This window comes from Microbacterium sp. NPDC008134 (assembly GCF_042957055.1).
Lineage (GTDB): Bacteria > Actinomycetota > Actinomycetes > Actinomycetales > Microbacteriaceae > Microbacterium.
Map to the genome: position 1 here is coordinate 647,052 of NZ_JBIBHO010000001.1, position 24,165 is coordinate 671,216.

Below are 24,165 nucleotides of genomic sequence, written 5' to 3' on the forward strand. Positions count from 1 at the left end.
GGTGGGGCGCTTCGACAGGCTCAGCGACCCAGTTGAGTCCGCGGCACACACTACTCGGTTCCTGAGCGAGCGAAGCGAGACGAAGGGCCTCCACACGCGACTCGGTTCCTGAACGCCCTTCGTCTCGTCGCTTCGCTCCTCGCTCAGGAACCGCGAAGCGAGCGCCGTGTTGAGCGAGCGAAGCGAGACGAAATGACGAAGGGTCGCCCGAGGAGCCTCAGTCCTCCGTGTCGACGACGCCGATGCCGACCGCTTCGTGGTCGGGCTCGGGCTCGTCGCGCTTCGGGGCCTTCGGCTCCTCGCCGGGATCCTTCTCGGTGCTCGGCTCTTCGAGCTGATCGGTGCTCGGCACCTCGCTCGGATCGGCGTCTTCGGGCGACTCGGCCGCATCCGGCGTGGTCACTTCGCCCTCGGCATCCGATGCTGGAGTGGGTGTGGGCGTCTGCGCCTCAGCCGAGAGATCGTCGGTGGGTTCGGGGGTGCTGTTCGTCATGGTCGCTCCCTTCGCGATGTCTGACGTTCAGGATGCCGTCGCCACTGCCCCGCCTGAAGGGGCTTGACGCGCGGTCAGAAGTGCATCTGCTGGAGCGTGCCGTACTTGATGACGATCTCCTCGATCTCGGGCTGGGCATCCGCCGGGTGCAGGCGCACGGTCTTGCCGGCGCTGTCGAGCAACACCAGGTCGGGGCCGTTCGAGAACCGCAGGGCCGACCACGGCGAGGTCCAGACGATGCCGCTGTTCGCGTCGAGGGCCGTCACGCCCGCGGCATCCATTGTCACCGCCGTCGTGCCGTGATCGCCACGCACGGGAAAGCGCGCGGGGAACTCGCTGTTCTCCCACTCGCGGAAGTACGCCGACATGCCGATCTTCGCCTGGGGGAACCCGGCGCGCAGGCTGCGGCTGACCCGGGAGATGCGCACCGTGCGGCCGTCGGGCTCGTCGTCGGACGGGATCTGCAGCTCGCCGCCGATCTCGTAGGTGAGACGGAAGAGCTCTTCCTGGCGCTTGTCGTCGAGCGCGATGTCGTTGCTCTCGAGGAACGGCTGGGAGCCGATCTCGCCCGGGCGCACGGTGAAGGTGCGCATGGTCGCGTTCTTCTTGCGCTTCGAGCTCAGCACACCGAACACGACGATACCGATCACGACGAGCACGCCTACGCCGAGGAAGATCAGGATTCCGGTGTCATCAATCACACGCTCACAGTAGTGAATCGATGGGTTAACGAAGGTGAACCGAAACCGACGATCCGGCGTAGCCTGGAGGGGTGACAGCGTACGTCTCGGCCTTCGACCTCTTCTCCATCGGAGTGGGGCCCTCGAGCTCCCATACGGTCGGACCGATGCGGGCCGCTCTCGACTTCGCACAGCGTCTCGCAGCCTCGGGCGAACTCCCACGGGTCGCGCGCGTCGGGTGCAGCCTCTACGGCTCGCTGGGCGCGACCGGCATCGGCCACGGAACACCGGATGCCGTCGTCGCCGGGCTTCGCGGACTCTCACCCGAAACCTGTGATCCGGCCGCCGTGCGTTCGGCCTGGAGCGACTACCCGGCGGGTGAGCCCCTCGTCGTCGCCGGGACGCACGAGATCGCGTTCGCGAAGGGCGACATCGAGTTCGCCCCGCGCACGCGGCTCCCGGGGCATCCGAACGCGATGACGCTCGTGGCGCGGGCGGACGACGGCGAGGTCGTCGCCGAAGACACCTACTACTCCGTCGGCGGCGGGTTCATCCGTCGTGAGGGCGAGGAGGCGGCGGTGTCCATCGGCGGATTCCCCTACTCCTACGCGGATGCCGCCTCCCTTCTCGCGCTCTGCGACGAGCACGGCCTCTCGATCGCCGAGGTCGCCCGACTCAACGAGACCGCGATGCGCAGCGAAGAAGAGGTCGCCGCGGGCCTAGACGCGATCTGGGACGCGATGGCGGGCTGCGTCGACGCCGGCCTGCACGCCGACGGTGTGCTGCCCGGGATCCTGAAGGTGAAACGGCGCGCCGGGGTGATCCGCAGACAGCTCGACGCCTCGGAGGCCGACGGGCATCGCGAACTCCCGGGTGAGTGGCTCGGCGCCTTCGCGCTCGCCGTCAACGAGGAGAACGCCGCGGGCGGACGCGTCGTCACCGCGCCGACGAACGGCGCCGCCGGCATCCTGCCCGCCGTGGCCATGTACTGGTGGCGGTTCCTCGCCGACTCCGGCCTCGGCGCGGGCAACGCGGTCACCCCGTACGGCGAGTTAGTCGGCAGCGCCCTGCTGGGATTCGAATCGGATGCTAGGGCGCTCGGCACGTCTGCTGGGCTGGACGAGGAGCAGACCGCCGAGGCGAACCGTCGCCGCGGCATCCGCCGTTTCCTGCTCACCGCCACCGCGCTGGGATCGTTGTTCAAGGCCAACGCGTCGATCTCGGGTGCCGAGGGCGGCTGCCAGGCCGAAGTCGGATCGGCCTGCGCGATGGCCGCAGGCGGACTCACCGCGGTCATGGGCGGCACCAATCGCCAGATCGAGAACGCCGCCGAGATCGCGATGGAGCACCACCTCGGACTCACGTGCGACCCGATCGGCGGCCTCGTGCAGATTCCGTGCATCGAGCGCAATGCGATCGCGGCATCCACCGCCGTCACCGCCGCCCGACTCGCCCTGCGCGGCGATGGCAGCCACTACGTCTCGCTCGACGCGGTCGTCGAGACGATGCGTCAGACCGGACTCGACATGTCGACGAAGTACAAGGAGACGAGCGAGGGCGGCCTCGCGGTCAACGTCATCGAGTGCTGAGTCTCTTCCCGGCGAACCACCCCCGGCTTTCGAGTCGCTCACTTCGTCGTTTCGACGGCCGCGAAACGGCAAAGTGAGCGATTCGAAACGGGTGGTGGATGCCGGGACGGCTCGGGAGCATAATCGCACCATGGACACCGGATCGGTGAGCGATGGGGCCGCGGTCGAGATCGCGGGGCTGCGGGTGCGGCGCGGGCGCGTGCACGTGTTCGACGGCATCGACCTGGCGATTCCGCGCGGCCAGATCACCGGACTGCTCGGGCCCTCGGGCTGCGGAAAGACCACCCTCATGCGCTCGATCGTCGGGGTTCAGCGCATCGACGCGGGGCGCGTCACCGTGCTCGGCGAACCAGGCGGATCGCCGCAGCTGCGGCACCGGGTCGCCTACGGCACGCAAGGTGCTGCGGTCTACACCGACCTCACGGTGCGACAGAATCTCGCTTACGTCGCGCGTCTCCTGCGTGCGCCGAAGGGCGACGTCGACCGCGTGCTCGCCGAGGTCGGGCTGGCGGCACAGGCGGGGCAGCTCGTCGAATCGCTCAGCGGCGGGCAGCTGAACCGGGTGTCGCTCGGGATGGCGCTGATCGGATCGCCCGAGGTCGTCGTGCTCGATGAGCCGACCGTCGGCCTCGACCCCGTGCTGCGCGCCGAGCTGTGGACGCTGTTCCGCGGCCTCGCCGATCGCGGGGTGACGCTCGTCGTCTCGAGCCACGTGATGGACGAAGCCGCCCGCTGCGACCGCCTGCTCCTCATGCGCGAGGGCCGCATCATCGCCGACACGACCCCGCAGGGACTCCTCGACGAGACCGGGGCCGCCGACGCGGAGGCGGCGTTCCTGGCGCTGATCGAGCGCGATCGCTCCGCGGCATCCGCTCTCGACGCTGCGCCCGACGCTGCGCCCGACGCTGCGCCCGACGCTGCGCCCGCCGGCGGCGAGACCCGCCGATCGCGTCGGGCGCTCCGTGAGGAGGGCGAACGATGAACGGCACACGGATGCTGGCGACCGCCGGTCGCGTGCTCGCGCAACTGCGCCACGACCCGCGCTCGATCGCGCTCATGCTCGTCGCCCCGAGCCTGCTCGTCGGACTCTTCGCCTGGCTGTTCAGCGATCAGGACGGCGTCTTCGACCAGTTCGGCGGGGCGATCCTCGCGCTGTTCCCGTTCATCGTGATGTTCCTGATCACGTCGATCACCACACTGCGCGAACGCCGGTCGGGCACGCTCGAACGACTGATGACGACACCGCTCGGCAAGGCCGACTTGATCCTCGGTTACGCGCTGGCCTTCGGGCTCATGGCCTTGCTGCAGGCCGTGATCACCGTGTCGTTCGCGGTGGGGGTGTGCGGGCTCGACGTCGACGGGCCGCTCTGGCAACTGGGACTCGTCGCGATCGCCGACGCGCTGCTCGGCACCGCTCTCGGGCTGCTCGCGAGCGCCTTCGCGCAGACCGAGTTCCAGGCCGTGCAGTTCATGCCGCTGCTCGTGTTCCCGCAGATCATCCTCGGCGGACTGTTCATGCCCCGCGACCAGATGCCCGACGTGCTTTACGCCATCTCGGACTGGCTGCCCCTGAGTCACGCGATCGACACGATCAACGCCGTCGCGGCGGGGGACGACGGGTGGGACGTGTTCGGGCCGCTGCTCATCGTGGTCGCGTTCGCGGTCGGTGCGCTGGTGCTCGCGTCGCTGACGCTGCGCCGGCGCACGCGCTGATTGCGGCTGGGTCGGCCTCAGCGCGCAGCGCGGTTCTTCGTGTGCCGGGTCGGCGCGGCGGCCCAGGGGTCCTCGGGCCACGGATGCTTCGGATAGCGACCGCGCATCTCCGCGCGCACCTGCGCATAGGGTCCCGACCAGAACGAGGTGAGGTCGTCGGTGACGGCGAGTGGGCGGCCGGCGGGGGACAGCAGATGGAAGAGCACCGGCACGCGGCCGTCGACCAGGCGGGGAGTCTCGGCCCAGCCGAAGCACTCCTGCAGCTTCACGGCGACGACGGGGCGCGCGTCCGGATCGGCCAGGTCGGGATACGCGATGCGGATGCGGGAACCGCTCGGCACCTCGAGCCGCTCGGGCGCGAGCTCGTCGAAACGGACGGCCTCGGGCCACGGCAGCAGCCGACGGAGCGCCGAGGTGAGGTCGAGCCGTCCTGCAGGGGTGCCGCCCGCCAGCGCGTCGAGCTCCGGGGCGAGCCAGGAATCGAGCGCGGTGAGGAGTCCGGCATCCGAGACATCCGGCCACGGCGCTCCGAGCTCGCGGTGCAACAACGCCAGGCGGGTGCGCAGTTCGGCGGCCGGCGCCGACCAGGTGAACATGCTCAGTCCCTCGCGCTGGAGCGTGCGGCGCACAGCATCCCTGCCCTCATCGGCTGACGCCCGCACCGGTGACGACGAGCGAAGGATCGCGCCCGCTCGTCGTTCGCGACGTGCCTGGATGCGGCCGTCGACGAACTCGGCCTCGACGCGGTCGGTGAGTAGATGACTCGCCGCCCGCTCCATCTGCTCCTCGGTGAGAGCCGCAGCCGACCGGACGATCGCGCCCGAACCGCTCGCCGCGCGACCGGAGGAACGCGTGACATCGGCGATGGCCAGCCATTCGACCGCCGCGAGCGAGCCGGTCACCCCCGCGCGGGTGCCGGAAGCCAGAAGGAAAGTGGCCCCGGTCGCCGTGCTCTCGACGCGACGGGCGATCCGTTCGGGGAACGTGAGCGCGACCACCAGGCCGACGCCGTCGAGGTCGGAGCGCATGTCCGGCGTAGGCGGGGCCAGGCGCTCGAGCCGATCCGCGTCGCTGCGCCACCGACGAGCCTCCGGTGAGCGTCCGCCGCGCAGGGTGATGAGCGCCTGCGCGACGTCGGAGTCGGCGGTGCGCGCGTCGCCGCCCAGCAGCGCGACGACCTCGGCGGCGAGGCGAGAACCCACGACCGGGCCGCCGTCGCGCAGTGCACGGGCGAGCCGCGGATCGGTCGGGATGCGAGCGAGCGCGCGCCCAGCAGAGGTCGCGCGCCCCTCGTCATCGATCGCGCCGAGGCCGTGGAGTACTCCGACGGCATCGGCCAGGCTCGGGGTGGGGAGAGGGTCGATCAGCCGTAGCCCCACTCCTCCCGGTGCTCCCCAGCAGGCGAGCAGTAGCGCCGCATCCGCGAGGTCGCTCGACGCGATCTCCGGAGTCGGTCGCGCGGGCGCCGTGGCATAGGTGCGTTCGTCGACGCAGCGCACGACGATGCCCGCTCCTTGACGTGTGGCGCGACCCGCGCGTTGCACGCTTGACGACCGCGAGGCCACGGTGGTGACGAGGCCCGTCATTCCGCGCGCGGCATCCCGCTGCGGGCCGCGTGCGAGGCAGGTGTCGACCACCAGGCGCACGCCCGGCACGGTGAGCGACGACTCCGCGAGTGACGTCGTGACGATGATGCGGGGCTGCGCGTCGGCGCGGCGACCGCGGATCACGGCATCCTGTTCGGCGGCGGGCATCCGCCCGTGGAGTTCTCGCACATCGAACACGTCGGTCGCCTCGCGGATGCGTCGGGCGGTCTCCGACACCTCGCGGACTCCCGGTGCGAACACCAGCGCATCCGCCGCAGGGTCGTCGCGATGCAGATCGAGAGCAGCGGATGCTGCGGTGCGCGCGACGTGATCGAGGAACGCCCAGGTCACTCCGCGTTCATCGAGGCGCGGGGCGGGGCTCGGCGCCCAGCGCTCGGTGAGCGGGAAGGCGGGCACCTCGTGGTTGACGATCGGCGCGGGCCGGTCGTCGGAGCCGATCACGGCGGCGATGCACTCGGCGTCGAGAGTGGCCGACATGGCGATGACCACGAGGTCGTCGCGCAGCTCGCGCACCTCCGAGAGCAGGCCGATCAGCAGGTCGGTCTCGAGCGCGCGCTCGTGCACCTCGTCGATGATGACGGCATCCACCCCGGCGAGGCCCGGGTCGTCGAGCAGACGCCGCAGCAGCACCCCTGCCGTGACGAACTCGACACGCGTCTCGGGCCCGACCGCGCGCTCGCCGCGGACCGTGAAGCCGACCCTGGTGCCGAGCGGCGAGCCGTCGAGCTGGGCCAGGCGGCGCGCGGCGGCCCGGGCGGCGACGCGGCGCGGCTGGGTGACGATCACGCGCCCCGTGGAACGCGAGGCGAGAAGCGGCGGCACGAGCGTGGTCTTGCCCGTACCGGGAGGGGCACTCACGACCACCGACGTGCTCACATCGAGCGCCGCCTCGAGCTCATCGACGGCGGAGGCGAACGACAGTCCCGCGCCGATCGCGGCGAGGTCGAAGGCGCGCGTCATGCTTCCAGTCTGCCCGGGTCCGGGAGGAGTCTCCGCGAGTCGCCGTTCATATCTCCGGAGAATCGTCGAAGATCGCGCGAGATCGGGGCAGACGAGCGGACGAGGGTGTTTTCTCCGGAGTTATGAACGCGATACACCGGCGGAAACGACGGATGCCGCGACCGAATCGGTCGCGGCATCCGCGTCTGCTGCTGTGACTACTCCGCGTCGTCGGCGGGCGGCGGGGGAGTGGTCGGGTTCGGCACGCGCTTCGTGGGCGCGGCGGCGGGCGCCGGGGCGGATGCTTCGGCCGCACCGGCACCGAAGGCGCGGCCGACGGCCTGGCCCTGGATGATGCCGGCGAGGTCGAGACCCGTCGCCGACTGCACGCTGTCGAACACTGAACGCAGTGCCTTCGCGCTGTCGGCGCCGACGACCTGGGAAGCACCGTCTTCGCCGGAGCCGCCGATGATCGACACGTTGCCGATCGCGGAGTACCCCTTCGCGAACTCGGCCATGATCGACGGCAGCACATCGAGCACGCGCTGCGAGAGGAACGCGTCCTGGTTCGAGGCGATGGCCTTGGCTTCGGCCTCGACGGCCGCGGCGCGGGCTTCACCCTCGGCACGGATCGCGTCGGCCTCGGCGATGGCCCGGAGGCGACGTGCCTCGGCCTCTGCCTCTGCCTTCGACCGCAGAGCTTCGGCCTCACCGGTCGCGCTGGCGACCGCGGCCGCGGCCTCACCGTCGGCGCGAGCCTTGTCGGCCTGAGCCTGCTGCTCGGCGATGCGGGTGCGGGCCTCGGCCTGCTTGACCTGCTCGATCGCGGCGGCCTCGGCGGCACGCTCACGCGTGTAGAGCTCGGCCTGTGCGCGGGTCTCGGCCTCGTACCGCTGCGCGTCGGCGACGCGCTTGACGTCGGCATCGAGCTGGGCCTGCTTGTTCTCGGCCTGCTGCTGCAGAACGGCCTGCTGGGCCTGCTCGCGGGCGAGGTTCTCGGCCTGCTCGGCCTCGGCGCGCGCCCGACCGATGCCGGCGTTCGCGTTGGCGGTGTTGGTGTCGAGGGCGGTCTGCTCGACCAGGTTGGCTTCCTGGTTGGCGATGAACTTCTGGTTGATCGCACGGTCGGCGTTCGTCTGCGAGATCTCGGCCGACTGACGCTTCGCCTGGATCTCGGGAGCACCCAGCGACTGGATGTAGCCGACCTTGTCGGTGATGCCCTTGATCTGGAACGAGTCGAGGATCAGACCCTGCTCGGCGAGCTCCTGCGAGACGTCGGCGGCGATCTGGTCGGAGAACTTCTTGCGCTCGCGCATGAGCTCGACGACCGACAGCGTCGCGACGATGCCGCGCAGGGCACCTTCGAGCTGCTCGGTGGTGAACTGCTCGATGGCCTTGTCCTGCGAGGCGAAACGCTCGGCGGCGCGGCGCACGAGGATGGGGTCGGAGCCGATCTTGACGATCGCGACGCCGTCGACGTTGAGCGTGACGCTGTCGAGCGACTGCGCCTCGGCATTCAGTGACACCTGGCGCGAGCGCAGCGAGATGATCTCGTGGCGCTGCGTGATCGGGTTGACGAGCGACTTGCCGTTCACGATGACCGTGACGGGCGACTCCGACATCTCGGGGCGGCTCGTGCCGTCGGGAGCGACGACGGCGCGCTGCACCTTCTGCTTGCGTCCCGAGATGACCAGCGCCTCGTCGGCGCGGGCGACCTTGATCCAGCTGCGTGCGAACAGAAGCAGGATCAGCAGGACGACGACGAGCACGACGACGGCGATGCCGACGATGACGAGGATGCCGACGATTCCGGCGAGCTCCATGGATGACCTCCCTGATCCCCCGAAGGGGAAGTCTCAGGTCCCGCGACATGCGGGACTCAGCATCCACCCTGCCAGATCATAGGAACGGATGCCGAGGGGAGATCTCCCCGCGTGGAGAAATTCCGCCGGGGGAGCGTTCGATCAGGAGTGGCGCAGCTTGTCGGCGAGCGCGCGGAGGGTGCGTAGTTCGTCGTCGTCGAGGGCTGACATGCGTTCGGCGATGGAGCGCCCGTGCACGGTGGCGACGGCGCGGAACGCGCGAGCGCCGGCGTCCGTCGCGGTGATGAGCGATCCGCGACCGTCGTCGGGATCTGCGCACTTGGTGACCAGGCCGTTCGTGACCATGCGATCGACGAGGCGCGAGACGCTCGGCTGACTGATCAGCATGTTCGCCGTGATGTCGCGCAGACGCGCGGTCATCTCGGGCGATCGGGTGACCGTGAGCATGACGTCGTACTCCGCCTGACTGATGTCGGTGCCCTCGAAATCGGCGAGCATGTCGTGGAAGACCTCGTGCTGCGCGCGGAACAGGCTCTCCCAAGCGGCGAGAGCGAGTTTGCGATCGGTCATCCGTCCAGAATACCCGCCCGAGGAGCAGCAGTAAGGGCCGGTCGGAGAGGCTCCCGACCGGCCCTTGTCCCTTGCACCAAGAGTGTCCTGCAATCACATTCGGTGAGTGCCACAGCAAACATTCACCGTGTGATCACTGTATAACGGCGAGGTAACGAATGCAACGGTTTGATTACGGAATGTGGATGGAGAATATCGGCTTCTATCCGTCTCCACCGACAGCGAGTACGCAGTTCTGGACATGTCGTCTGTGGCTGTGCCTGCCGTTCTCGGACCGTCTCCGCTCGTGGCCCGTCTGCATGCCCGCGTACACCGGGTCCAGTCTCGCGTATGCAACCTTCGGACGATGCCGGAAGTGCCGCCTTTCGGTCGTCGCGGGTCTCCCGCATCCGTTCCTAGCGTGTTGAACGACCTGATCACACGACCCCGAGAGCGGAGGCTCTGACCATGACACGCATTGATCGTCTCGATCCGACCCGGACGGGAGGGGGTGGCGTCGCCGCGCTCATTCGGCGTCGGCCGCTCGTCGCCTTCTTCGCCCTCGCGCTCGGTATGAGCTGGCTGGCCTGGACGCCCTGGATTCTGTCGCAGGACGGTCTGGGCATACTGCCGTTCTCGTTCCCCACGGTGCTCGGTAGCACCCAGATCACCGGCATGCTTTTCGGCGCCTATCTCGGCCCGTTGGGCGCCGCGTTCATCGTCACGGCCGTCACGGCTGGCCGGGCGGGCTTGCGGGTATGGGCGGGGAGGCTGCTGCGCTGGCAGGTTGCTCCTCGGTGGTACGCGGTCGCGCTACTGGCCGTGCCGCTCGCGGTGCTCGCGCTCGGTGCCGTCGCCTCCGGCGGCGCGATGCAGGCGCCGAGCGCCGCAGCGATCGCACTGTTCGTGCCCATGCTCGCCTTTCAGATGGTGACCACCGGCTTGGCAGAGGAGCCCGGGTGGCGCGACTTCGCCCTGCCGCCGCTGCAAGAGCGCTTCGGACCTCTCGGTGCAGCGGTCATCCTCGGCCCGCTCTGGGGCGCGTGGCATCTGCCGCTCTTCCTCACGGCCGACTGGGGCTCCTGGCCCGACGTCACTCTGCTCCACGTCGTGCAGTTCGTCGCCTTCAGTGCCCTGTTCAATGTCGCCGTGATGTGGCTGTTCAACCGTTCGGGTGAGAGCCTGCCGATCGTGATGCTGTTTCATGTGAGCCTCAACACCACGGTGTCGGTCTTCTGGGCGGAGATGTTCCCGACCGTCGAGAACGCCATCGGGGTGCTGTTCGCGGGGTCGGCCGTCGCGGCTGTCGTCATCATCGTGCTCACCCGGGGTCGCCTCGGCCTTCCCCGCTCGACGCCGCTGCTCGGTCGTCGCGAGCTGCGATCGGGAAGAATGGTGGAATGAGTCCTTCCGCCAACCAGCCGAGCGCCGTCGACGTGTCGATGGCGCTCGGCTGCGGTCTCCTCACCGTGGGCGCCTTCGTTGCGGCCCCCACGCTTCTCGGACAGGAGGCGGCACCGACGCTGAACGCTGCGGAGTCGACGACCACGGTCGGCGTACTCGTGTCGCAGGCGCTGCTGTTGATCATCGCGCGCCTCCTGCCTCGCACGACACTGCTGGGCGTCGCAGCGGCAGCGATGCTGCTGGGCCTCGTCGTACCGAGCGGTCTGACAAACCTCGCGGATGCTGCCGTGATCGTGGCGGTGCTGCGCACGACCTCGCTGCTCTCCGCGCGGGCGCAGCGAGGTCTGCTCCCGCTTGCGGGGCTTGCCGTCGCGGTCGGCCAGGTATCGGACCTCCTCGGCGCAGGCGGGACGGAGCCGGTGCCCGCGGTCATCGCCGGCGCGTTACAGGCGGTGGTCGTCGTCGCGCTACCCGCAGCGGGAGTCCTGGCGGTCACAGCACGACGAGAAGCGCACCGCGCGCGCACCGGGGAATCAGCAGCGGTCGCTCGCGAGCACGACGCCCGCATCGAGGCGGCTGTGGCACGCGAGCGCACGGGCATGGCTCGAGAGCTGCACGACATCGCCGCACATCATGTGTCCGGTATCGCGGTGATGGCAGCGGCGATCGAGAAGCAGATCGACACCGATCCGGATGCCGCGAAGCAGTCGGTGCGACAGGTGCGCGTGCAGAGCCGCGCGCTGCTCGACGACCTGCGGCGCCTCGTCGGACTGCTGCGCGACGCCGACCACGTCGACGCGGTCGAGACGGTCGGCGCCGTCGAGCGGCTCATCGCCGACGCACGCGCCGCGGGTCGCCCGGTCACGCTGCGCGTCGAAGGTCGCGCCGACGGCGTCGGCCCGCTCGGTCAGCTCGTGGCCTTCAGGATGGTGCAGGAGTCGCTCGCCAACGCCGCGCTGCACGCGCCCGGTGCCGCCTGCGCCGTCGTTATCGACGGTGCCCGCCCCGGACGCCTGGTAGTGACCGTGCGCAACGATCCCACGCCGCATGCCGGCAGCATCCGCCAGGAAGGACTCGGGCTCCTGGGCATGCGCGAGCGTGCGGCGCTCGTCGGCGGTGAGGTCAGTGCCGGGCGAGAGGAGGACGGTGCCTGGCTGGTGCGGCTCGAGCTGCCGTCGGAGCTGACACCCGCCGTGGAGGCCTCCGCCACAGGTGAGTCCGAGCGAGACACGGTGGCACCGTGATCCGCGTGCTCGTCGCCGACGACCAGCCACTCGCGCGAGCCGGCATCGCCTCCCTGATCTCTGCGGAAACCGACCTCGAGGTCGTCGGCGCGGCAGCAGACGGCGACGAAGCACTGCGGCTCGCGCTCGAGCTGCGCCCCGACGTCGCTTGTCTCGACGTGCGCATGCCTGGGCGCACCGGTATCGACGTGACGCGTGCGCTCAGCTCGGCCGAACGCATCGACAAGATCCCGGTGCTCATCCTCACGACCTTCGACATCGACGACTACGTGTTCGGGGCACTCGAAGCCGGCGCCGCGGGCTTCCTCCTGAAGGATGCCGAGCCGGATGAGATCGTGCGGGCGGTGCGGCAGGTAGCGGCTGGCAACGGCACGCTCGACCTCGCAGTGACGCGCAAGGTGCTGCACGAGTTCGCTCGGCGGCGCAGCCTCCAGGCCGTCGCCTCTCCCGACGGCGTCGATCTGCTCACCCCGCGGGAGCTCGACATCCTGCGTCTCCTCGCACAGGGCATGTCGAACGAGCAGATCGCCACCACCCTCACCGTCGAGGTCACGACGGTGAAGTCGCACCTCGTGCGCATCCTGCCGAAGCTGGGCGTGCAATCCCGCCTGCAGGCCGTCGTGTGGGCATATCAGAGCGGCGCCGTCTCACCGACCGATTAGTCGTGCCAAGAAACTCTTTGTCTGTGAGGTGTTCACCTGACGGATGCCGGAACGACAGCATCCGGGCCCGAAGCGCTCCTAGCGTGGGCGAGTTCCCCCTCTCGAGACTCGTCAAGGAGTTCCCTTCCGCATGTCTGTTTCGTCCCCTACTCGCCGGCGCGTCTGCGCCGCGATCCTCGCCGCGACGATGGCCTCCGGTGCCGTCGTCGCGCTCGGAGGCTCCGCCGCCACCGCGGCCGAACTGCCCGAGACCTTCCTGAGCACGGCCGCCACCACGTGGTCGTACTCCGATGACAACACCGACCCCGCCGCCGGTGTCGCCGATCGCCTGGTCTGGACGCAGGCCGCCTACGACGACTCCACGTGGAAGACCGCCACCGGCGCGTTCGGTGCGAAGAACGGCCAGCCGACCGGAATCGGCTCGGGTTTCCCCATCAACACGCTGCTCACCCAGTACATCTCGGGCACGTCCGACGACGTGCCGACCTTCCACTTCCGCACGGCCGTCGACATCGACGCCGAGCAGCTGGAGGCGATCGACGGTCTCTCCGCCACGCTCACCTACGACGACGCCGTGCAGGTGTTCGTCAACGGTGAGAAGGTCGCCGGGTTCGTCGACGAGAAGGTCGAAGCGGCCCCCGAGGCGCAGCGCAACCTCATGTACGCGGGCAACAGCGGCGGCGACCCCGTCACCTCGACGTTCACGATCGATGCCGACGACCTCGTCGCCGGCGAGAACACGATCGCCGTCGCGCTCTACCAGGACCGCATCACGAGCTCCGACATCTACTTCGACTTCCAGAGCCTCACCCCGATGATCGCGGGCGTCGAGCCCGTGGCCTCCTACGACGACGTGGTCCTCACGATCGGCGCCGACGAATCGGCCCGCAACGTGACCTGGTACACCAACGTCGACACGGCTCAGGAGCTGCAGTACGCGCCCGGCACCGACACCTCGTCGTTCCCGGCATCCGGCGTCACCACCGTCGCCGCGACCGGCGGCCTCACGAGCAGCAACGAGTACAACCGTCGCGCCGCGCTCCAGGGACTCGCGGAGAACACCACGTACCTCTACCGCGTGGGCTCCGAGGCCGGCGGCTGGTCGGACGTCCGGTCGTTCTCGACCGCCGCGTTCTCGGGCGACTACGGCTTCCTCTTCTTCGGCGACCCGCAGATCGGCGCCTCCGGCAACGCGGAGCGCGACGGACAGGGCTGGGCCGACACCCTCGACATCGCCGAGCAGACCTACCCCGACAGCGAGCTGCTCTTCTCTGCCGGCGACCAGGTCAACACGGCATCCAGCGAGACCGAGTACGGCTACTACCTCGCTCCCGAGCAGCTCTCCAGCATCCCCACCGTGCCGGTGAACGGCAACCACGACGTGGGCTCGAAGGCGTACGCGCAGCACTACACCGTGCCCAACCTCGATGAGTCGGCGGGTGCCGCGACCAGCGGCAGCTCGTCCGGCGGCGACTACTGGTTCATGTACAAGGACGTGCTCTACGTCGTCCTGAACACGAACAGCAACGACGACCAGAGCCACATCGACTTCATGGAGAAGGTCGTGGCCGAGCACGGTGCCGACGCGAAGTGGAAGGTGCTCGCCTTCCACCACTCGATCTACTCGGTCGCGTCGCACGTGTACGACACCCAGATCGAGCGTCTGCGCAACGCGCTGCCGACCTCGATCTCGGACCTCGGCTTCGACCTCGTTCTGCAGGGTCACGACCACAGCTACACCCGCACGTACCTGATCAAGGACGGCGAGCTCGCCGACGCGACCGAGGTGCCGGGTCAGGCCGAGGTGTCGGCCGGTGCGGGCGAGGTACTGTACGTCACGGCGAACTCCGCCAGTGGGTCGAAGTATTACGACGTGAAGGCGCCCGACGCCTGGTACGGCTCGGTCATCAACCAGGAGAAGGTGCGCAACTACTCGCACATCGAGGTCACCGACGATTCCATCACCGTCACCACCCTGCGCAGCCAGGCCAACGGTACGGCGTCGCCCGTGAACAGCGTCGTCGACGAGGTCACCCTCGTTCGCGATGACGTCACCGCCCCGGAGATCGCCTTCCCGGCGGAGTCCGAGGTCGTGCAGGGCGAGAAGTTCGACGCCCTCGCCGGCGTCACCGCGACCGACGAGCGCGACGGCGACGTCACCGCGTCGCTCGAGGTCGAGGGCTCGGTCGACACCGACACGCTCGGCTCGTACGACCTGGTCTACACGGCGACGGATGCCGCGGGCAACACCGCGACCGCCGAGCGCGCGGTGACCGTCGTCGAGGCGCCGGTCGTCGCTCCCGCGAAGCCCCGCGTCACGATCTCGGGAGAAGCCGTCCAGGGTGGCAAGATCACGATCGAAGGATCGGGCTTCACCCCGGGTGACACCGTCTCGGTCGTCGTGCACTCCGACCCGGTCGACCTCGGTTCGTTCACGGTCGCGGCCGACGGCACGCTGGCCGCGAGCTGGACGATCCCGACGACGTTCGAGGCCGGAGCCCACACGATCGTGGTGACCCTGCCCGACGGTTCGACCGTCGAGACCGCCTTCACGATCGCCGCCGCGGCGGCATCCGGAGCGGCCGGATCCGACGCGCTCGCCACGACCGGCGGCGAACTGCCCCTCGCGATCGGCGGCATCGCCCTGCTGCTGCTCGTCGTCGGTGGCGTGCTCGTCGCCCGCCGTCGCCTGGTCGCGAACCGCGACTGACGATCACGGATGCCCCGGGCTCTCGAGCCCGGGGCATCCCCGTACTCTCCGAGGAACCCATGAAGTGGTCAGCGCCCGCCGTCGGGCTCGTGCTCGCGATCGCGCTCGTCGGCTGCACGCCCGCCGTCGAGGCGTCGGATCAGCCGACTCCGGCGCCGAGCGCCTCGGCCTCGACGCCGGCCGAGCTCGTGCCGGGCTCGACCCTCGACCGATCAGCCGTCACCGCCGCGGTGCCGGAGGGCGCCACTCTCTCGGTGGTCATGCCGTCGGATGCCGGTGAGGAGGAGAGCGCGGCGCTCGCTGCCATGCAGGACGCAGCCGCTCGCCACGGAGCCGCCGTGCAGGTGCACGCGGATGCCGACCCCGTCGCGGCCGTGACCGCCGCTCTCGCCGATCGCCCGGATGCGATCGTCGGCATCGGCCCCGCGCTCGTCGGTGTGCTCGACCGTGCCTCCGCCGCCAACCTCGACGTGTCGTTCCTCCTGCTCGGCACGCAGCTCGCCGAGCCGACGGGCAACGTCATCGCCGTGACGTGGCCCGGGGCCGAGGAGCGCGCCGTGTTCGCCGATGATCCCGCGTCCTTCACCGGAGCCGCCGCCTACGCCGGCGAAGCGCTGGAGGTCGGGCTCGCCGGTTTCGCCTCCGGCCTCGACGGGCACGTCATCGCCCTCGACTGACGCGCGTCACATTCGACGCGATGTCTCGTCTTCCTCTACGGCGGGTATTTCGAGGAGAGCAGGGCGGGCGTGGGCGGTAGTTTCTGGTTCATGTTCATCAACGTCGGCGTGGTCGTCGTGCTCGCATCGCTTCCGCGCATGGTGCGCGCGGTCTATCCGAACGGCAAGCGAGACGCTGCGGCGATCGCCGTCTACCGTCGGGCGAGCATGCTCCCGCTCTTCACCATGGTCGGGGTGCTGTTGCTCGTCGGGGGAGCGGGGGTGCTGTTCCCCGAGTGGGGCCTCGCGACGACCTGGGTCATGTCGGCGGTCGCGATCATCGGATGCCTGTGGGTGGTCGAACGCGGCATCCGCTCGGTCCGTCGCTATCGACGTGACGAGGAGGCCGGAAAGCGCGGGCCGGACCACCCGTGGCCGTATCGGCGGCGGAGCTAGAAGCGTTCGACGCCGGCCTTTATGCTCATCGCGAGGGGGTCGATGATGACGAAGTTCGAGCGCGTGGCGGCGGCCGTGGGTGTGACGTTGGTGTTGATGCTGACGGGGTGCGCCGTTCCGGTCGGCCCATCCGACGCTGCACCGCCACCGTCCCCGACACCGACCGCCGCATGCCCACAGGTCGAGGGGGTCGAGCTGCCGCCCGACTGCGCTCCCTACGACCCTGAGAAGGCGATGGCTCTCAACGATCGCTACCGCGATCGAGTGGACATCGACGGCGAGACGCGCGAGGCGAGCGCCGCGGTGGTCGATGCCATCCGGGCTGATCTCGATGAACTCCGCATCTCGGGTGCGGCGTCCGTCGACACGGTGCAGGCCGCGCTCGCGAATGCCGGTCTCGCCGACGCCCAGGTGCGCGAGGACTACGGAGACTTTCTCTTCGGCGTCGGCGGGATCGACGGCGGATGCATCTTCGGCGAGGTCTCCGAAGAAGCGGTGTCGGTCGAGATCGGCGGGTACATCCTCGACGGCGGATGCCTGCCCGCGCAGTGAGCTCCCGGCCGGGCGTCGGTGCTCAGTCGTCTTCGATCACGTACGCGCCCGAGGCGTCGGTGAACAGAGCGGTCTGGCCCGGCAGCGCCTGCTGCGCGAAGTCGGCGACCCACGGGAACCGTGCGAGGAAGGTGTCGACCGACCACACTTCGTGGTTCGCGGAGTCGTTCATGTAGGCATCCGATTCGAGGCCCGTGACCGACTGCAGATGCGCACCCGTGAACGTCACCCATCGGGGCGGATGCTCGGCGTGCAGCTTCGAGAGGAAGACGGGGCGATTGCCGTCGATACCGGTCGGCGCACTTGCGGCGTCGCCGCGTGTCACGTCGAGCAGGGCGTCGAGCGACCCCGCCTCGGCGACCAGGGCATCCCAGCCCCGCGCGGTGGTGAAGGAGGCCTCGGCATCGGTGAGCAGGCGCAGGGTGCGCACATGACCGACGACGGCCCCCTCGTGTCGCACCTCGTCGAACTCGCTGCCCCATCGCGACCCCGTCGCCATGATCGCGCTGATGCGCGTGCCCGACAGGAACGGCTCGCTGTTGCGCCAGGGTGCTCCGACCGGGGGCACGCGACGGTTGCGGGTGATGTCGTCGCAGACGATCTCGAGGGCGACGAGCGCGACGCCCTGCTGCCCGTCGAGCACTTCGACGGCGAGTTCGACGCGCTCGCCGCTGTCGGTCGGCAGGCGTGATGCGCCGAGGGTCATCACGGTGACAGGCCCGTCGACGGGGCGTTTCTCGACCACGCGGACCGAGCCGCCGACCAGGTCGGGAAAGGGTGCCGGCGCGGCTCCCAGCGAGTCGAAGACGTGCTCGGGGAAGCCATGGTCGACAGTCATCGCCCGAGTCTTCCAGGTGCGGCGAGGGGAGGCAACGATGCCCCGTCGATGTCAGCCGTGGGCGAGGACCTGCAGCCCTATGACCGCGAGACCGAGTGCGGCTTCGGCGCCGAGGGCGACGAGTCGCTGGAGGAACGTCAACGGCATCCGACGAACGGCGATCCAGCCGATCACGATCAGCGAGACGAGCAGGGCGATCGCGCTCGCGCGCAACGCGGCATCCGTCTCCCAGGCGCCGAGGCCCGCGAACCCCAGGAAGACGAACGGCAACACGATCGTGCTGAGCGCGCCGAAGCTCGAGGCGAGCGCGTGGCGCAGCTCGGGCTGCGTGAAGAGTCGCTCGTGCACGACGAGGTGCGAGATGAGGTCGGCGGTGAACACCGCGAGGAGGGTGCCCATCACCGTGACGATCAGCGTCGTGGCCGCTTCGCCGGCGGTCACGTGGCCGTGGGTCGAGAGCGTGATGACGACGGCGAGCGCGGCGAACGTGAGATAGATCCGCTCCTTGAGGTGGGCGGCGCGGGCCGCGCGTTCGGCATCGTCGATCTCTGCGGCCATGGCTGCTCCTCGTTCGCTCTGCGGGTGTGCTGACCAGGCTACGTCGCGCCGGATGGGGCCTGAGTACGCTGTGGGCATGGCGGGTCAGGAGAGCGATGAGATCCAGGGGCTGCGTCGTCGCCTCGCCGAGGTGCGTCGGCTGCATCAGGAGGCATGGCTGGGCGGGATGAGAGTGGGCGGCGGCCTCGCGCTTCACGACGCGCAGATGCGGCTGGAGGAGGAGGCGCGGAGTATCGAGGCCCGTCTCATCGAACTCGGCGACGACCCCTCGACGTAGCGACCCACGCGTCCGCTGCTGACGGCATCCGCTCCCGTCGCGCGAAAGGCCGGTATCCGCCGCGATACCGGCCTTTCGCGCGACCGGAGCATGCCGCTGGCCGCGGGAGACGTCGGATGTTCGGGTTGCGCATCGGCCGGAGCGGTGTTTATATTACGACGTAAAGTAATTCTCCCAAGAAGGTAGATATGACGCTCACCGTCGAGCACGACCACCCCGCCGCGACAGCGGCGGCGCCCGTGGAACGACCGAAACGGCAGTCCCGGTTCCGCCGCAGCCTGCGCCGCTATTGGCAGCTGTACCTCCTGCTGCTGATCCCCGTCATCTGGTTCATCGTGTTCCGCTACATCCCGATGGCCAACGCGGTCATCGCGTTCAAGAACTACAACCCGATCGACGGCGTGTGGGGGAGCCCCTGGGTGGGCTTCGACAACTTCGCGAACCTCTTCCGCAACCCGGTCTTCCCGCGGCTCGTCGGCAACACCTTCATCCTCGCCGCGTACACCCTGCTCGCCAGTTTCCCTCTGCCGATCATCCTCGCGCTCGCGCTCAACGAGGTGCGCCTGCGCTTCTTCAAGCGCACCGTGCAGATGGTCACCTACGCGCCGTACTTCATCTCGACCGTCGTCGTCGTGTCGATGACGATCCTGCTGCTCTCGCCGCGGGTGGGTCTGCTCGGCCGCACGTTCAGCTTCTTCGGCGCCGGCCAGGTCGACCTGCTCGCGAGCGCCGACTTCTTCCGGCACATCTACGTCGCCACCGACATCTGGACCACGACCGGCTACTCGGCAGTGATCTACCTCGCGGCCCTCGCCTCCGTCGACACCTCGCTCTACGAAGCGGCCAAGATCGACGGCGCCAGCCGACTGCAGAAGATCTGGAACGTCGACATCCCGGCGCTGCTGCCCACGGCATCCATCATCCTCATCCTCGGCGTCGGCAACATCATGGCCATCGGGTTCGAGAAGGCGTTCCTCTTGCAGAACGCCCTCAATCTCTCGACATCCGAGATCATCCCGACCTACGTGTACAAAACCGGCATCCTCAACGCGAACTTCAGTCTCGGGGCGACGATCGGGCTCTTCAACGCCGTGATCAGCCTCGTGCTGCTGCTGGTCGTGAACACGGTGTCGAAGCGAGTGACGGGAAACGGACTGTGGTGACCACGATCAACACCGAGGCGCTCCTGACCGAAGAGGTCGTCGTCGCGAAGAACAAGAAGCGCCGGCCGAAGCGCGACCCGCTCACCCGCGGCGTCAAGGTCAAGGAGACCAAGACCGACCGCGTCTTCATCGCCGCGGCCTACATCCTGCTCACGGTCTTCCTGCTGGTCGTACTGCTGCCACTGCTGAACATCCTCGCCAGCTCGGTCTCGAGCCCGCAGGCCGTGTCGGCCGGACGCGTACTGTTCTGGCCCGTCGACTTCACCCTGCAGGGGTACGAGGAGGCGCTCGGCAATCCCGCGATCCTCCGCGGCTTCGGCAACTCGATCTTCTACACCGTCGTCGGCACGCTCATCAGCGTCGTCGGCACCGTGGCCATCGCCTACCCGCTCTCTCGCGCCCAGCTCTTCGGCCGCAAGTTCATCACCGGCGGCGTCGTGTTCACGATGCTGTTCAGCGGTGGCGTCATCCCGATGTACCTGGTCGTGCAGTCGCTCGGCCTGCTCGACACCCGCTGGTCGATGCTGCTGCCCAACGCGATCGGCGTCTGGCAGGTGATCATCGCGATCGTGTACTTCCGCTCGGCCGTGCCCGACGAGGTGTACGAAGCGGCACAGCTCGACGGGGCATCCGAACTGCGCATCCTCTGGACCATCGTCGTACCGCTCGCGAAGCCCCTGCTCGCGGTCATCGCGCTGATGTACGCGATCATGCAGTGGAACTCGTACTTCGACGCCCTGCTCTACCTGCGCAACGCCGACCTGCAGCCGCTCCAACTCGTGCTGCGCGGGCTCCTCATCCTCAACGACGCGGGTGGCGGCGGAGACGTCGCCGAGCAGCTGCGTCGCCGTGAACTCGCCGACCTCATGCGGTACTCGACCGTCGTCATCGCGACCATCCCGATGCTCGTCGCCTACCCGTTCGTCGCGAAGTACTTCAACAAGGGGATCATGGTCGGCGCAGTCAAGGGCTGACCCCTCTCACAGACCCACCACCACACACCCCCATTACCCGGGCAAAGGAGATTCCGGCAATGAGACACAGCATCATCCGAGGAGTGGCGGCCGCAGGCGCGCTCGCCCTCGCCGCAGGAACGTTGGCGGCGTGCACGTCGCCCGCCGACGACGACGGCAAGCTCGTCGCGTTCGGTCCGCAGGGCGACAACGGCTCGCTCAAGGACAACGCGTTCACGCAGCTGCTCGAGGAGAAGTTCGACATCGACTTCGACTGGCAGACCACCACCTACGACGGCAGCGTCGCCGGCGAGAAGCGCCAGGTGTCGCTCGCCAGCGGTGACTACCCCGACGCGTACTTCCTCGTGCCGTGGGTCGACGCGTTCTCGCGCAGCGAGGTGCTCAAGTACGGCCAGCAGGGCGTGCTCGTGCCGCTCGAAGACCTCATCGACGAGTACGCGCCGAACCTCAAGGCGCGCTTCGAGGAGAAGCCCGACTGGGAGCAGTCGGTCACCGCGCCCGACGGCCACATCTACGCGATCACCCAGTGGACCGAGTGCTTCCACTGCAGCTACCCGTCGAAGCTCTGGGTCAACACGACCTGGCTCGACAAGCTGGGTCTCGAGCAGCCGACGACCACCGAGGAACTGCGCGAGATGCTGCGCGCCTTCAAGAACGACGACCCGAACGGCAACGGCAAGGCCGACGAGGTCGCGCTCAGCGCATCGTCGGGCGAACCGGTCATCAACTACTTCATGAACGCCTTCACCTACGCCCCGTACGGCTCGCCCTCCAGCCCGCCGCCCCTCGTGCTCGACGGTGGCGAGGTCGCGCTCACGGCGACCAGCGACGGATGGCGCGAAGGCCTGAAGTACATCTCGTCGCTCGCCGACGAGGGACTCATCGACACGGCATCCTTCACGCAGAACGGCGAATCGCTGCGTGCGCTCGGCGACAACGCCGAAGCCGAGATCCTCGGTGCCGCCGCGGTGCTGCACCCGTACGAGATCACCACGCAGGACTCGCCCGACGGACGCGACACGCACTACGACGCGGTCCCGCCGGTCAAGGGTCCCGACGGCACCCAGCTCGCGACCTACCGTTCCCCGATCAGCTCGCTCGGCATGTTCGCGCTGACGAACAAGTCGACCGAGGAGGAGCGCATCCAGGCCATCAAGGCGATCGACTTCCTCGTGACCGACGAGGGCGACCGGCTGGGCGCCATGGGCCCCGAGGGGGAGGCGTGGGTCGAGGCGGAGCCCGGCGACGTGGCGCTCGACCCCGAGCTCGAGCCGACCTTCAAGCCGCTCACCTACGACGAGACCTCGAACTCGTCGTGGCGCTCGATGGGGCAGTACTGGGACTCGCTCGAGTTCCGCAACTCGCAGGTCTTCCCCGAGGAGATCTATACGCCGGCCGGATACGAGCGCCGTCTGCTCGAGGCCACCAACCTCTACGAGCCGTACGCGCCCGACGAGAACGTGGTCTTCCCGTCGGAGAAGCTGTGGCCGAACCCCGACACCTCGGCCGAGATCGCCGAGCTGCAGACGAACATCGCGACCTACATCACGCAGGCGCAGGCGGAGTTCGTCACGGGTCAGCGCGACATCAACGACGACGGTGCGTGGCAGGCGTACATCGACGACCTGAACGGCCTGGGCGTCGAGCGCTACCTCGAACTGCAGCAGGAGCTGTACGAAGCACTGTGATCGAGTGAGGTGACGGAACTGCCCGGCGCATGCTTCCGCCGGGCAGTTCTGCGTGCGGTGGGCGGTTGCGACGCTTCGACAGGCTCAGCGACCCAACCGCGGTTCCCCGCAAGGTATTGGGTCCCTGACTCCGCAACTGGGTCCCTGAGCCTGTCGAAGGGCCCCGTCCGGCTGACCCTGGGTTCGGAGATGTGCAGTGGTTTCGGATGCTGGGGGCGGATGCGTGCGAGATCGGCGCACTTCTGCGCGGGCGGTTGCGACGCTTTGACAGGCTCAGCGACCCAACCGCGGTCGCCGCAAGGCACTGGGTCCCTGAGCCTGTCGAAGGGCCTCGCCCCGCGAAAACCTCAGCGCACGAGCGACTGGATCGCGGCGGCGGCAGCCCCGCGGGCCCAATCCTCGAACGTGTGCGGGCGCGCGACGATGCGGCAGCGCGCAGCGGCACCGAAGGCGTGCGCCTCGAACGCGCTGCGCAGGGTCTCGTCGAAGAGATCGAAGTTCGACACCCCTTCGCCGCCGATGATGACGAGTTCGGGTCCGGTGAGGTTCACGAGCGTGGCGATGGCGGTGCCGACGATCTCGGCCGCCTCGCGGAACGCGGCCTCGGCCGCGGGGTCGCCGTCGTGGGCGAGGCGCACGGCCTCGTCGATGCCGATCATCCGACCGTGGGCGGCCGACACCGCCGCCTCGATGGCGGGTGTCGCCGCCACGGCCTCGACGCAGCCGTTGCGCCCGCACGGGCACACGCGCCGCGGGTCGGCGAGGGGCAGGTGCCCGATCTCGCCGGCGACCCCGTAGGCGCCGCTGACGACCTGGCCGTTCACGTGGAGCCCGCTGCCGATGCCGCGCCCGATCGTGACGATCGCGAACGAGGCGGTGCCCAGACCGATACCGAACCAGTGCTCGCCGACCGTGAGCGCGTGCACGTCGTTCTCGAGGGTGACCGGGCGGCCGATCCGGTCGCGCAGGCGTGCGGCGAAGTCCTCGTCGGTCCAGCCCATGATCGCCGACTCGCGCACGATGCCGTGGCGGCTGTCGACGTCGCCCGAGATCGAGACGCCGAGTCCGGCGATCGCCGTGGCGCGCGCTCCGAGCTCGGTCTCGAGAGACGCCACGACCTCGACGATGGCCTCGAGCACGGCATCCGGATCGTGGGCCTGAAGCGTGCGATGCTCGGAGGCGAGCACCGCGGTCGTGAGGTCGGTGGCGACGGCGATGACCTCGTCGACGTTCACCTTCACCCCGAGCATGATCATCGCCTCGGGCACGATCGACACCGGGGCGACGGGGCGCCCCGGGTTGCCGTCGCGGTGCTCGGCGGGTGGTGCGTCGACGAGCCCCGCCGCGACCAGCGGCGACACGGCCTTGGTGACGGCGGCCTGCGAGAGTCCGGTGTGCCGGGCGATCTCGATGCGGCTGATCGGGCTGCGCGTGAGGATGGTCGCGAACACCTTCGATCCGGCATCCGATGCGGATCGGATGAGGGTGGTGCGCGTCGACGTGTCGTGGTCCATCAATTCCTCGTTCGTTATCGGCAACCGTAGCGAATCTCGGGCGCAGACGGGCGGCGGCGAACTCGAGCGCGTTCTC

22 protein-coding genes are annotated in these 24,165 nt (G+C 69.1%); 14 read left to right on the plus strand and 8 right to left on the minus strand.

The annotated features are described in order from the left end of the window. Positions 1-217: 217 nt before the first annotated feature. Positions 218-493, minus strand: a complete 276-nt coding sequence (locus ACFY9N_RS03030) for a hypothetical protein (protein ID WP_391476787.1) — start codon at positions 491-493, stop codon at positions 218-220. Positions 494-567: 74 nt separating this feature from the next. Continuing rightward, positions 568-1,194, minus strand: a complete 627-nt coding sequence (locus tag ACFY9N_RS03035; RefSeq protein ID WP_391476788.1) for a hypothetical protein — start codon at positions 1,192-1,194, stop codon at positions 568-570. A 71-nt stretch (positions 1,195-1,265) separates the two neighbouring features. Between ACFY9N_RS03035 and ACFY9N_RS03040 the strand changes: the two genes are divergently transcribed. From ACFY9N_RS03040 to ACFY9N_RS03050, 3 genes are all read left to right on the plus strand, one after another. Then, positions 1,266-2,762, plus strand: a complete 1,497-nt coding sequence (locus ACFY9N_RS03040; RefSeq protein WP_391476789.1) for an L-serine ammonia-lyase, iron-sulfur-dependent, subunit alpha — start codon at positions 1,266-1,268, stop codon at positions 2,760-2,762. 130 nt (positions 2,763-2,892) lie between these two features. Further along, positions 2,893-3,744 carry an ABC transporter ATP-binding protein gene (locus tag ACFY9N_RS03045; protein WP_391476790.1) on the plus strand — a complete coding sequence of 284 codons (852 nt, stop codon included), beginning with the start codon at positions 2,893-2,895 and terminating at the stop codon, positions 3,742-3,744. Then, positions 3,741-4,475: an ABC transporter permease gene (locus ACFY9N_RS03050; RefSeq protein ID WP_391476791.1), complete on the plus strand. Its 735-nt coding sequence runs from the start codon at positions 3,741-3,743 to the stop codon at positions 4,473-4,475. The genes ACFY9N_RS03045 and ACFY9N_RS03050 overlap by 4 nt, the downstream gene beginning before the upstream one ends. A gap of 17 nt (positions 4,476-4,492) precedes the next feature. Here ACFY9N_RS03050 and hrpB read toward each other — a convergent pair whose 3' ends face one another. The 3 genes from hrpB to ACFY9N_RS03065 form a co-directional block, all read right to left on the minus strand. Next, complete coding sequence (hrpB, locus tag ACFY9N_RS03055) at positions 4,493-7,042, minus strand: ATP-dependent helicase HrpB (RefSeq protein WP_391476792.1); 2,550 nt, start codon at positions 7,040-7,042, stop codon at positions 4,493-4,495. A gap of 197 nt (positions 7,043-7,239) precedes the next feature. Then, entirely contained in the window at positions 7,240-8,844 is a 1,605-nt protein-coding gene (locus ACFY9N_RS03060; protein WP_391476793.1) for an SPFH domain-containing protein, read from the minus strand. Positions 8,845-8,985: 141 nt separating this feature from the next. Next, entirely contained in the window at positions 8,986-9,414 is a 429-nt protein-coding gene (locus ACFY9N_RS03065; protein ID WP_391476794.1) for a MarR family winged helix-turn-helix transcriptional regulator, read from the minus strand. 447 nt (positions 9,415-9,861) lie between these two features. Between ACFY9N_RS03065 and ACFY9N_RS03070 the strand changes: the two genes are divergently transcribed. From ACFY9N_RS03070 to ACFY9N_RS03100, 7 genes are all read left to right on the plus strand, one after another. After that, complete coding sequence (locus tag ACFY9N_RS03070; protein WP_391476795.1) at positions 9,862-10,797, plus strand: CPBP family intramembrane glutamic endopeptidase; 936 nt, start codon at positions 9,862-9,864, stop codon at positions 10,795-10,797. Beyond that, on the plus strand, positions 10,794-12,041 hold the full coding sequence (locus ACFY9N_RS03075; RefSeq protein WP_391476796.1) for a sensor histidine kinase: 1,248 nt from the start codon (positions 10,794-10,796) through the stop codon (positions 12,039-12,041). Before ACFY9N_RS03070 ends, ACFY9N_RS03075 begins: the two co-directional genes overlap by 4 nt. Further along, the gene (locus ACFY9N_RS03080; RefSeq protein WP_391476797.1) at positions 12,038-12,703 is read left to right on the plus strand and encodes a response regulator; all 666 of its coding nucleotides are present in this window, start codon (positions 12,038-12,040) and stop codon (positions 12,701-12,703) included. Before ACFY9N_RS03075 ends, ACFY9N_RS03080 begins: the two co-directional genes overlap by 4 nt. A gap of 130 nt (positions 12,704-12,833) precedes the next feature. Continuing rightward, on the plus strand, positions 12,834-15,413 hold the full coding sequence (locus ACFY9N_RS03085; protein WP_391476798.1) for an immunoglobulin-like domain-containing protein: 2,580 nt from the start codon (positions 12,834-12,836) through the stop codon (positions 15,411-15,413). A 59-nt stretch (positions 15,414-15,472) separates the two neighbouring features. Then, positions 15,473-16,090 carry a hypothetical protein gene (locus tag ACFY9N_RS03090; RefSeq protein ID WP_391476799.1) on the plus strand — a complete coding sequence of 206 codons (618 nt, stop codon included), beginning with the start codon at positions 15,473-15,475 and terminating at the stop codon, positions 16,088-16,090. A 90-nt stretch (positions 16,091-16,180) separates the two neighbouring features. After that, entirely contained in the window at positions 16,181-16,525 is a 345-nt protein-coding gene (locus ACFY9N_RS03095) for a hypothetical protein (RefSeq protein WP_391476800.1), read from the plus strand. 45 nt (positions 16,526-16,570) lie between these two features. Beyond that, positions 16,571-17,077: a hypothetical protein gene (locus ACFY9N_RS03100; protein WP_391476801.1), complete on the plus strand. Its 507-nt coding sequence runs from the start codon at positions 16,571-16,573 to the stop codon at positions 17,075-17,077. A 22-nt stretch (positions 17,078-17,099) separates the two neighbouring features. Here ACFY9N_RS03100 and ACFY9N_RS03105 read toward each other — a convergent pair whose 3' ends face one another. Together ACFY9N_RS03105 and ACFY9N_RS03110 are read right to left on the minus strand one after the other, a co-directional pair. Beyond that, the gene (locus ACFY9N_RS03105) at positions 17,100-17,915 is read right to left on the minus strand and encodes a 3-octaprenyl-4-hydroxybenzoate carboxy-lyase (RefSeq protein WP_391476802.1); all 816 of its coding nucleotides are present in this window, start codon (positions 17,913-17,915) and stop codon (positions 17,100-17,102) included. 51 nt (positions 17,916-17,966) lie between these two features. Further along, entirely contained in the window at positions 17,967-18,473 is a 507-nt protein-coding gene (locus ACFY9N_RS03110) for a hypothetical protein (RefSeq protein ID WP_391476803.1), read from the minus strand. 76 nt (positions 18,474-18,549) lie between these two features. Here ACFY9N_RS03110 and ACFY9N_RS03115 point away from each other — a divergent pair, with 76 nt between their 5' ends. The 4 genes from ACFY9N_RS03115 to ACFY9N_RS03130 all read left to right on the plus strand — a co-directional run bounded on the left by ACFY9N_RS03115 (position 18,550) and on the right by ACFY9N_RS03130 (position 22,575). Then, entirely contained in the window at positions 18,550-18,750 is a 201-nt protein-coding gene (locus ACFY9N_RS03115; protein ID WP_391476804.1) for a hypothetical protein, read from the plus strand. Positions 18,751-18,938: 188 nt separating this feature from the next. After that, positions 18,939-19,913: an ABC transporter permease gene (locus tag ACFY9N_RS03120; RefSeq protein ID WP_391476805.1), complete on the plus strand. Its 975-nt coding sequence runs from the start codon at positions 18,939-18,941 to the stop codon at positions 19,911-19,913. Continuing rightward, complete coding sequence (locus ACFY9N_RS03125; protein WP_391476806.1) at positions 19,910-20,887, plus strand: carbohydrate ABC transporter permease; 978 nt, start codon at positions 19,910-19,912, stop codon at positions 20,885-20,887. Before ACFY9N_RS03120 ends, ACFY9N_RS03125 begins: the two co-directional genes overlap by 4 nt. 59 nt (positions 20,888-20,946) lie before the next feature. Beyond that, positions 20,947-22,575 (plus strand): extracellular solute-binding protein, encoded by a 1,629-nt coding sequence (locus tag ACFY9N_RS03130; RefSeq protein WP_391476807.1) that lies wholly within the window; start codon positions 20,947-20,949, stop codon positions 22,573-22,575. Between the two features lie 347 nt (positions 22,576-22,922). Here the strand turns inward: ACFY9N_RS03130 and ACFY9N_RS03135 are convergent, their stop codons facing one another. Then, positions 22,923-24,089, minus strand: coding sequence for an ROK family protein (locus tag ACFY9N_RS03135; protein ID WP_391476808.1), 1,167 nt, complete (start codon positions 24,087-24,089; stop codon positions 22,923-22,925). Positions 24,090-24,165: the final 76 nt, after the last annotated feature.

Coding starts and splice junctions, on each gene's coding strand:
- ACFY9N_RS03030 (WP_391476787.1), bottom strand. CDS start 493: ATGACGAACAGCACCCCCGAACCCACCGACGATCTCTCGGCTGAGGCG.
- ACFY9N_RS03045 (WP_391476790.1), top strand. CDS start 2,893: ATGGACACCGGATCGGTGAGCGATGGGGCCGCGGTCGAGATCGCGGGG.
- ACFY9N_RS03050 (WP_391476791.1), top strand. CDS start 3,741: ATGAACGGCACACGGATGCTGGCGACCGCCGGTCGCGTGCTCGCGCAA.
- hrpB (WP_391476792.1), bottom strand. CDS start 7,042: ATGACGCGCGCCTTCGACCTCGCCGCGATCGGCGCGGGACTGTCGTTC.
- ACFY9N_RS03060 (WP_391476793.1), bottom strand. CDS start 8,844: ATGGAGCTCGCCGGAATCGTCGGCATCCTCGTCATCGTCGGCATCGCC.
- ACFY9N_RS03065 (WP_391476794.1), bottom strand. CDS start 9,414: ATGACCGATCGCAAACTCGCTCTCGCCGCTTGGGAGAGCCTGTTCCGC.
- ACFY9N_RS03070 (WP_391476795.1), top strand. CDS start 9,862: ATGACACGCATTGATCGTCTCGATCCGACCCGGACGGGAGGGGGTGGC.
- ACFY9N_RS03075 (WP_391476796.1), top strand. CDS start 10,794: ATGAGTCCTTCCGCCAACCAGCCGAGCGCCGTCGACGTGTCGATGGCG.
- ACFY9N_RS03085 (WP_391476798.1), top strand. CDS start 12,834: ATGTCTGTTTCGTCCCCTACTCGCCGGCGCGTCTGCGCCGCGATCCTC.
- ACFY9N_RS03090 (WP_391476799.1), top strand. CDS start 15,473: ATGAAGTGGTCAGCGCCCGCCGTCGGGCTCGTGCTCGCGATCGCGCTC.
- ACFY9N_RS03095 (WP_391476800.1), top strand. CDS start 16,181: ATGTTCATCAACGTCGGCGTGGTCGTCGTGCTCGCATCGCTTCCGCGC.
- ACFY9N_RS03100 (WP_391476801.1), top strand. CDS start 16,571: ATGACGAAGTTCGAGCGCGTGGCGGCGGCCGTGGGTGTGACGTTGGTG.
- ACFY9N_RS03105 (WP_391476802.1), bottom strand. CDS start 17,915: ATGACTGTCGACCATGGCTTCCCCGAGCACGTCTTCGACTCGCTGGGA.
- ACFY9N_RS03110 (WP_391476803.1), bottom strand. CDS start 18,473: ATGGCCGCAGAGATCGACGATGCCGAACGCGCGGCCCGCGCCGCCCAC.
- ACFY9N_RS03115 (WP_391476804.1), top strand. CDS start 18,550: ATGGCGGGTCAGGAGAGCGATGAGATCCAGGGGCTGCGTCGTCGCCTC.
- ACFY9N_RS03120 (WP_391476805.1), top strand. CDS start 18,939: ATGACGCTCACCGTCGAGCACGACCACCCCGCCGCGACAGCGGCGGCG.
- ACFY9N_RS03130 (WP_391476807.1), top strand. CDS start 20,947: ATGAGACACAGCATCATCCGAGGAGTGGCGGCCGCAGGCGCGCTCGCC.
- ACFY9N_RS03135 (WP_391476808.1), bottom strand. CDS start 24,089: ATGGACCACGACACGTCGACGCGCACCACCCTCATCCGATCCGCATCG.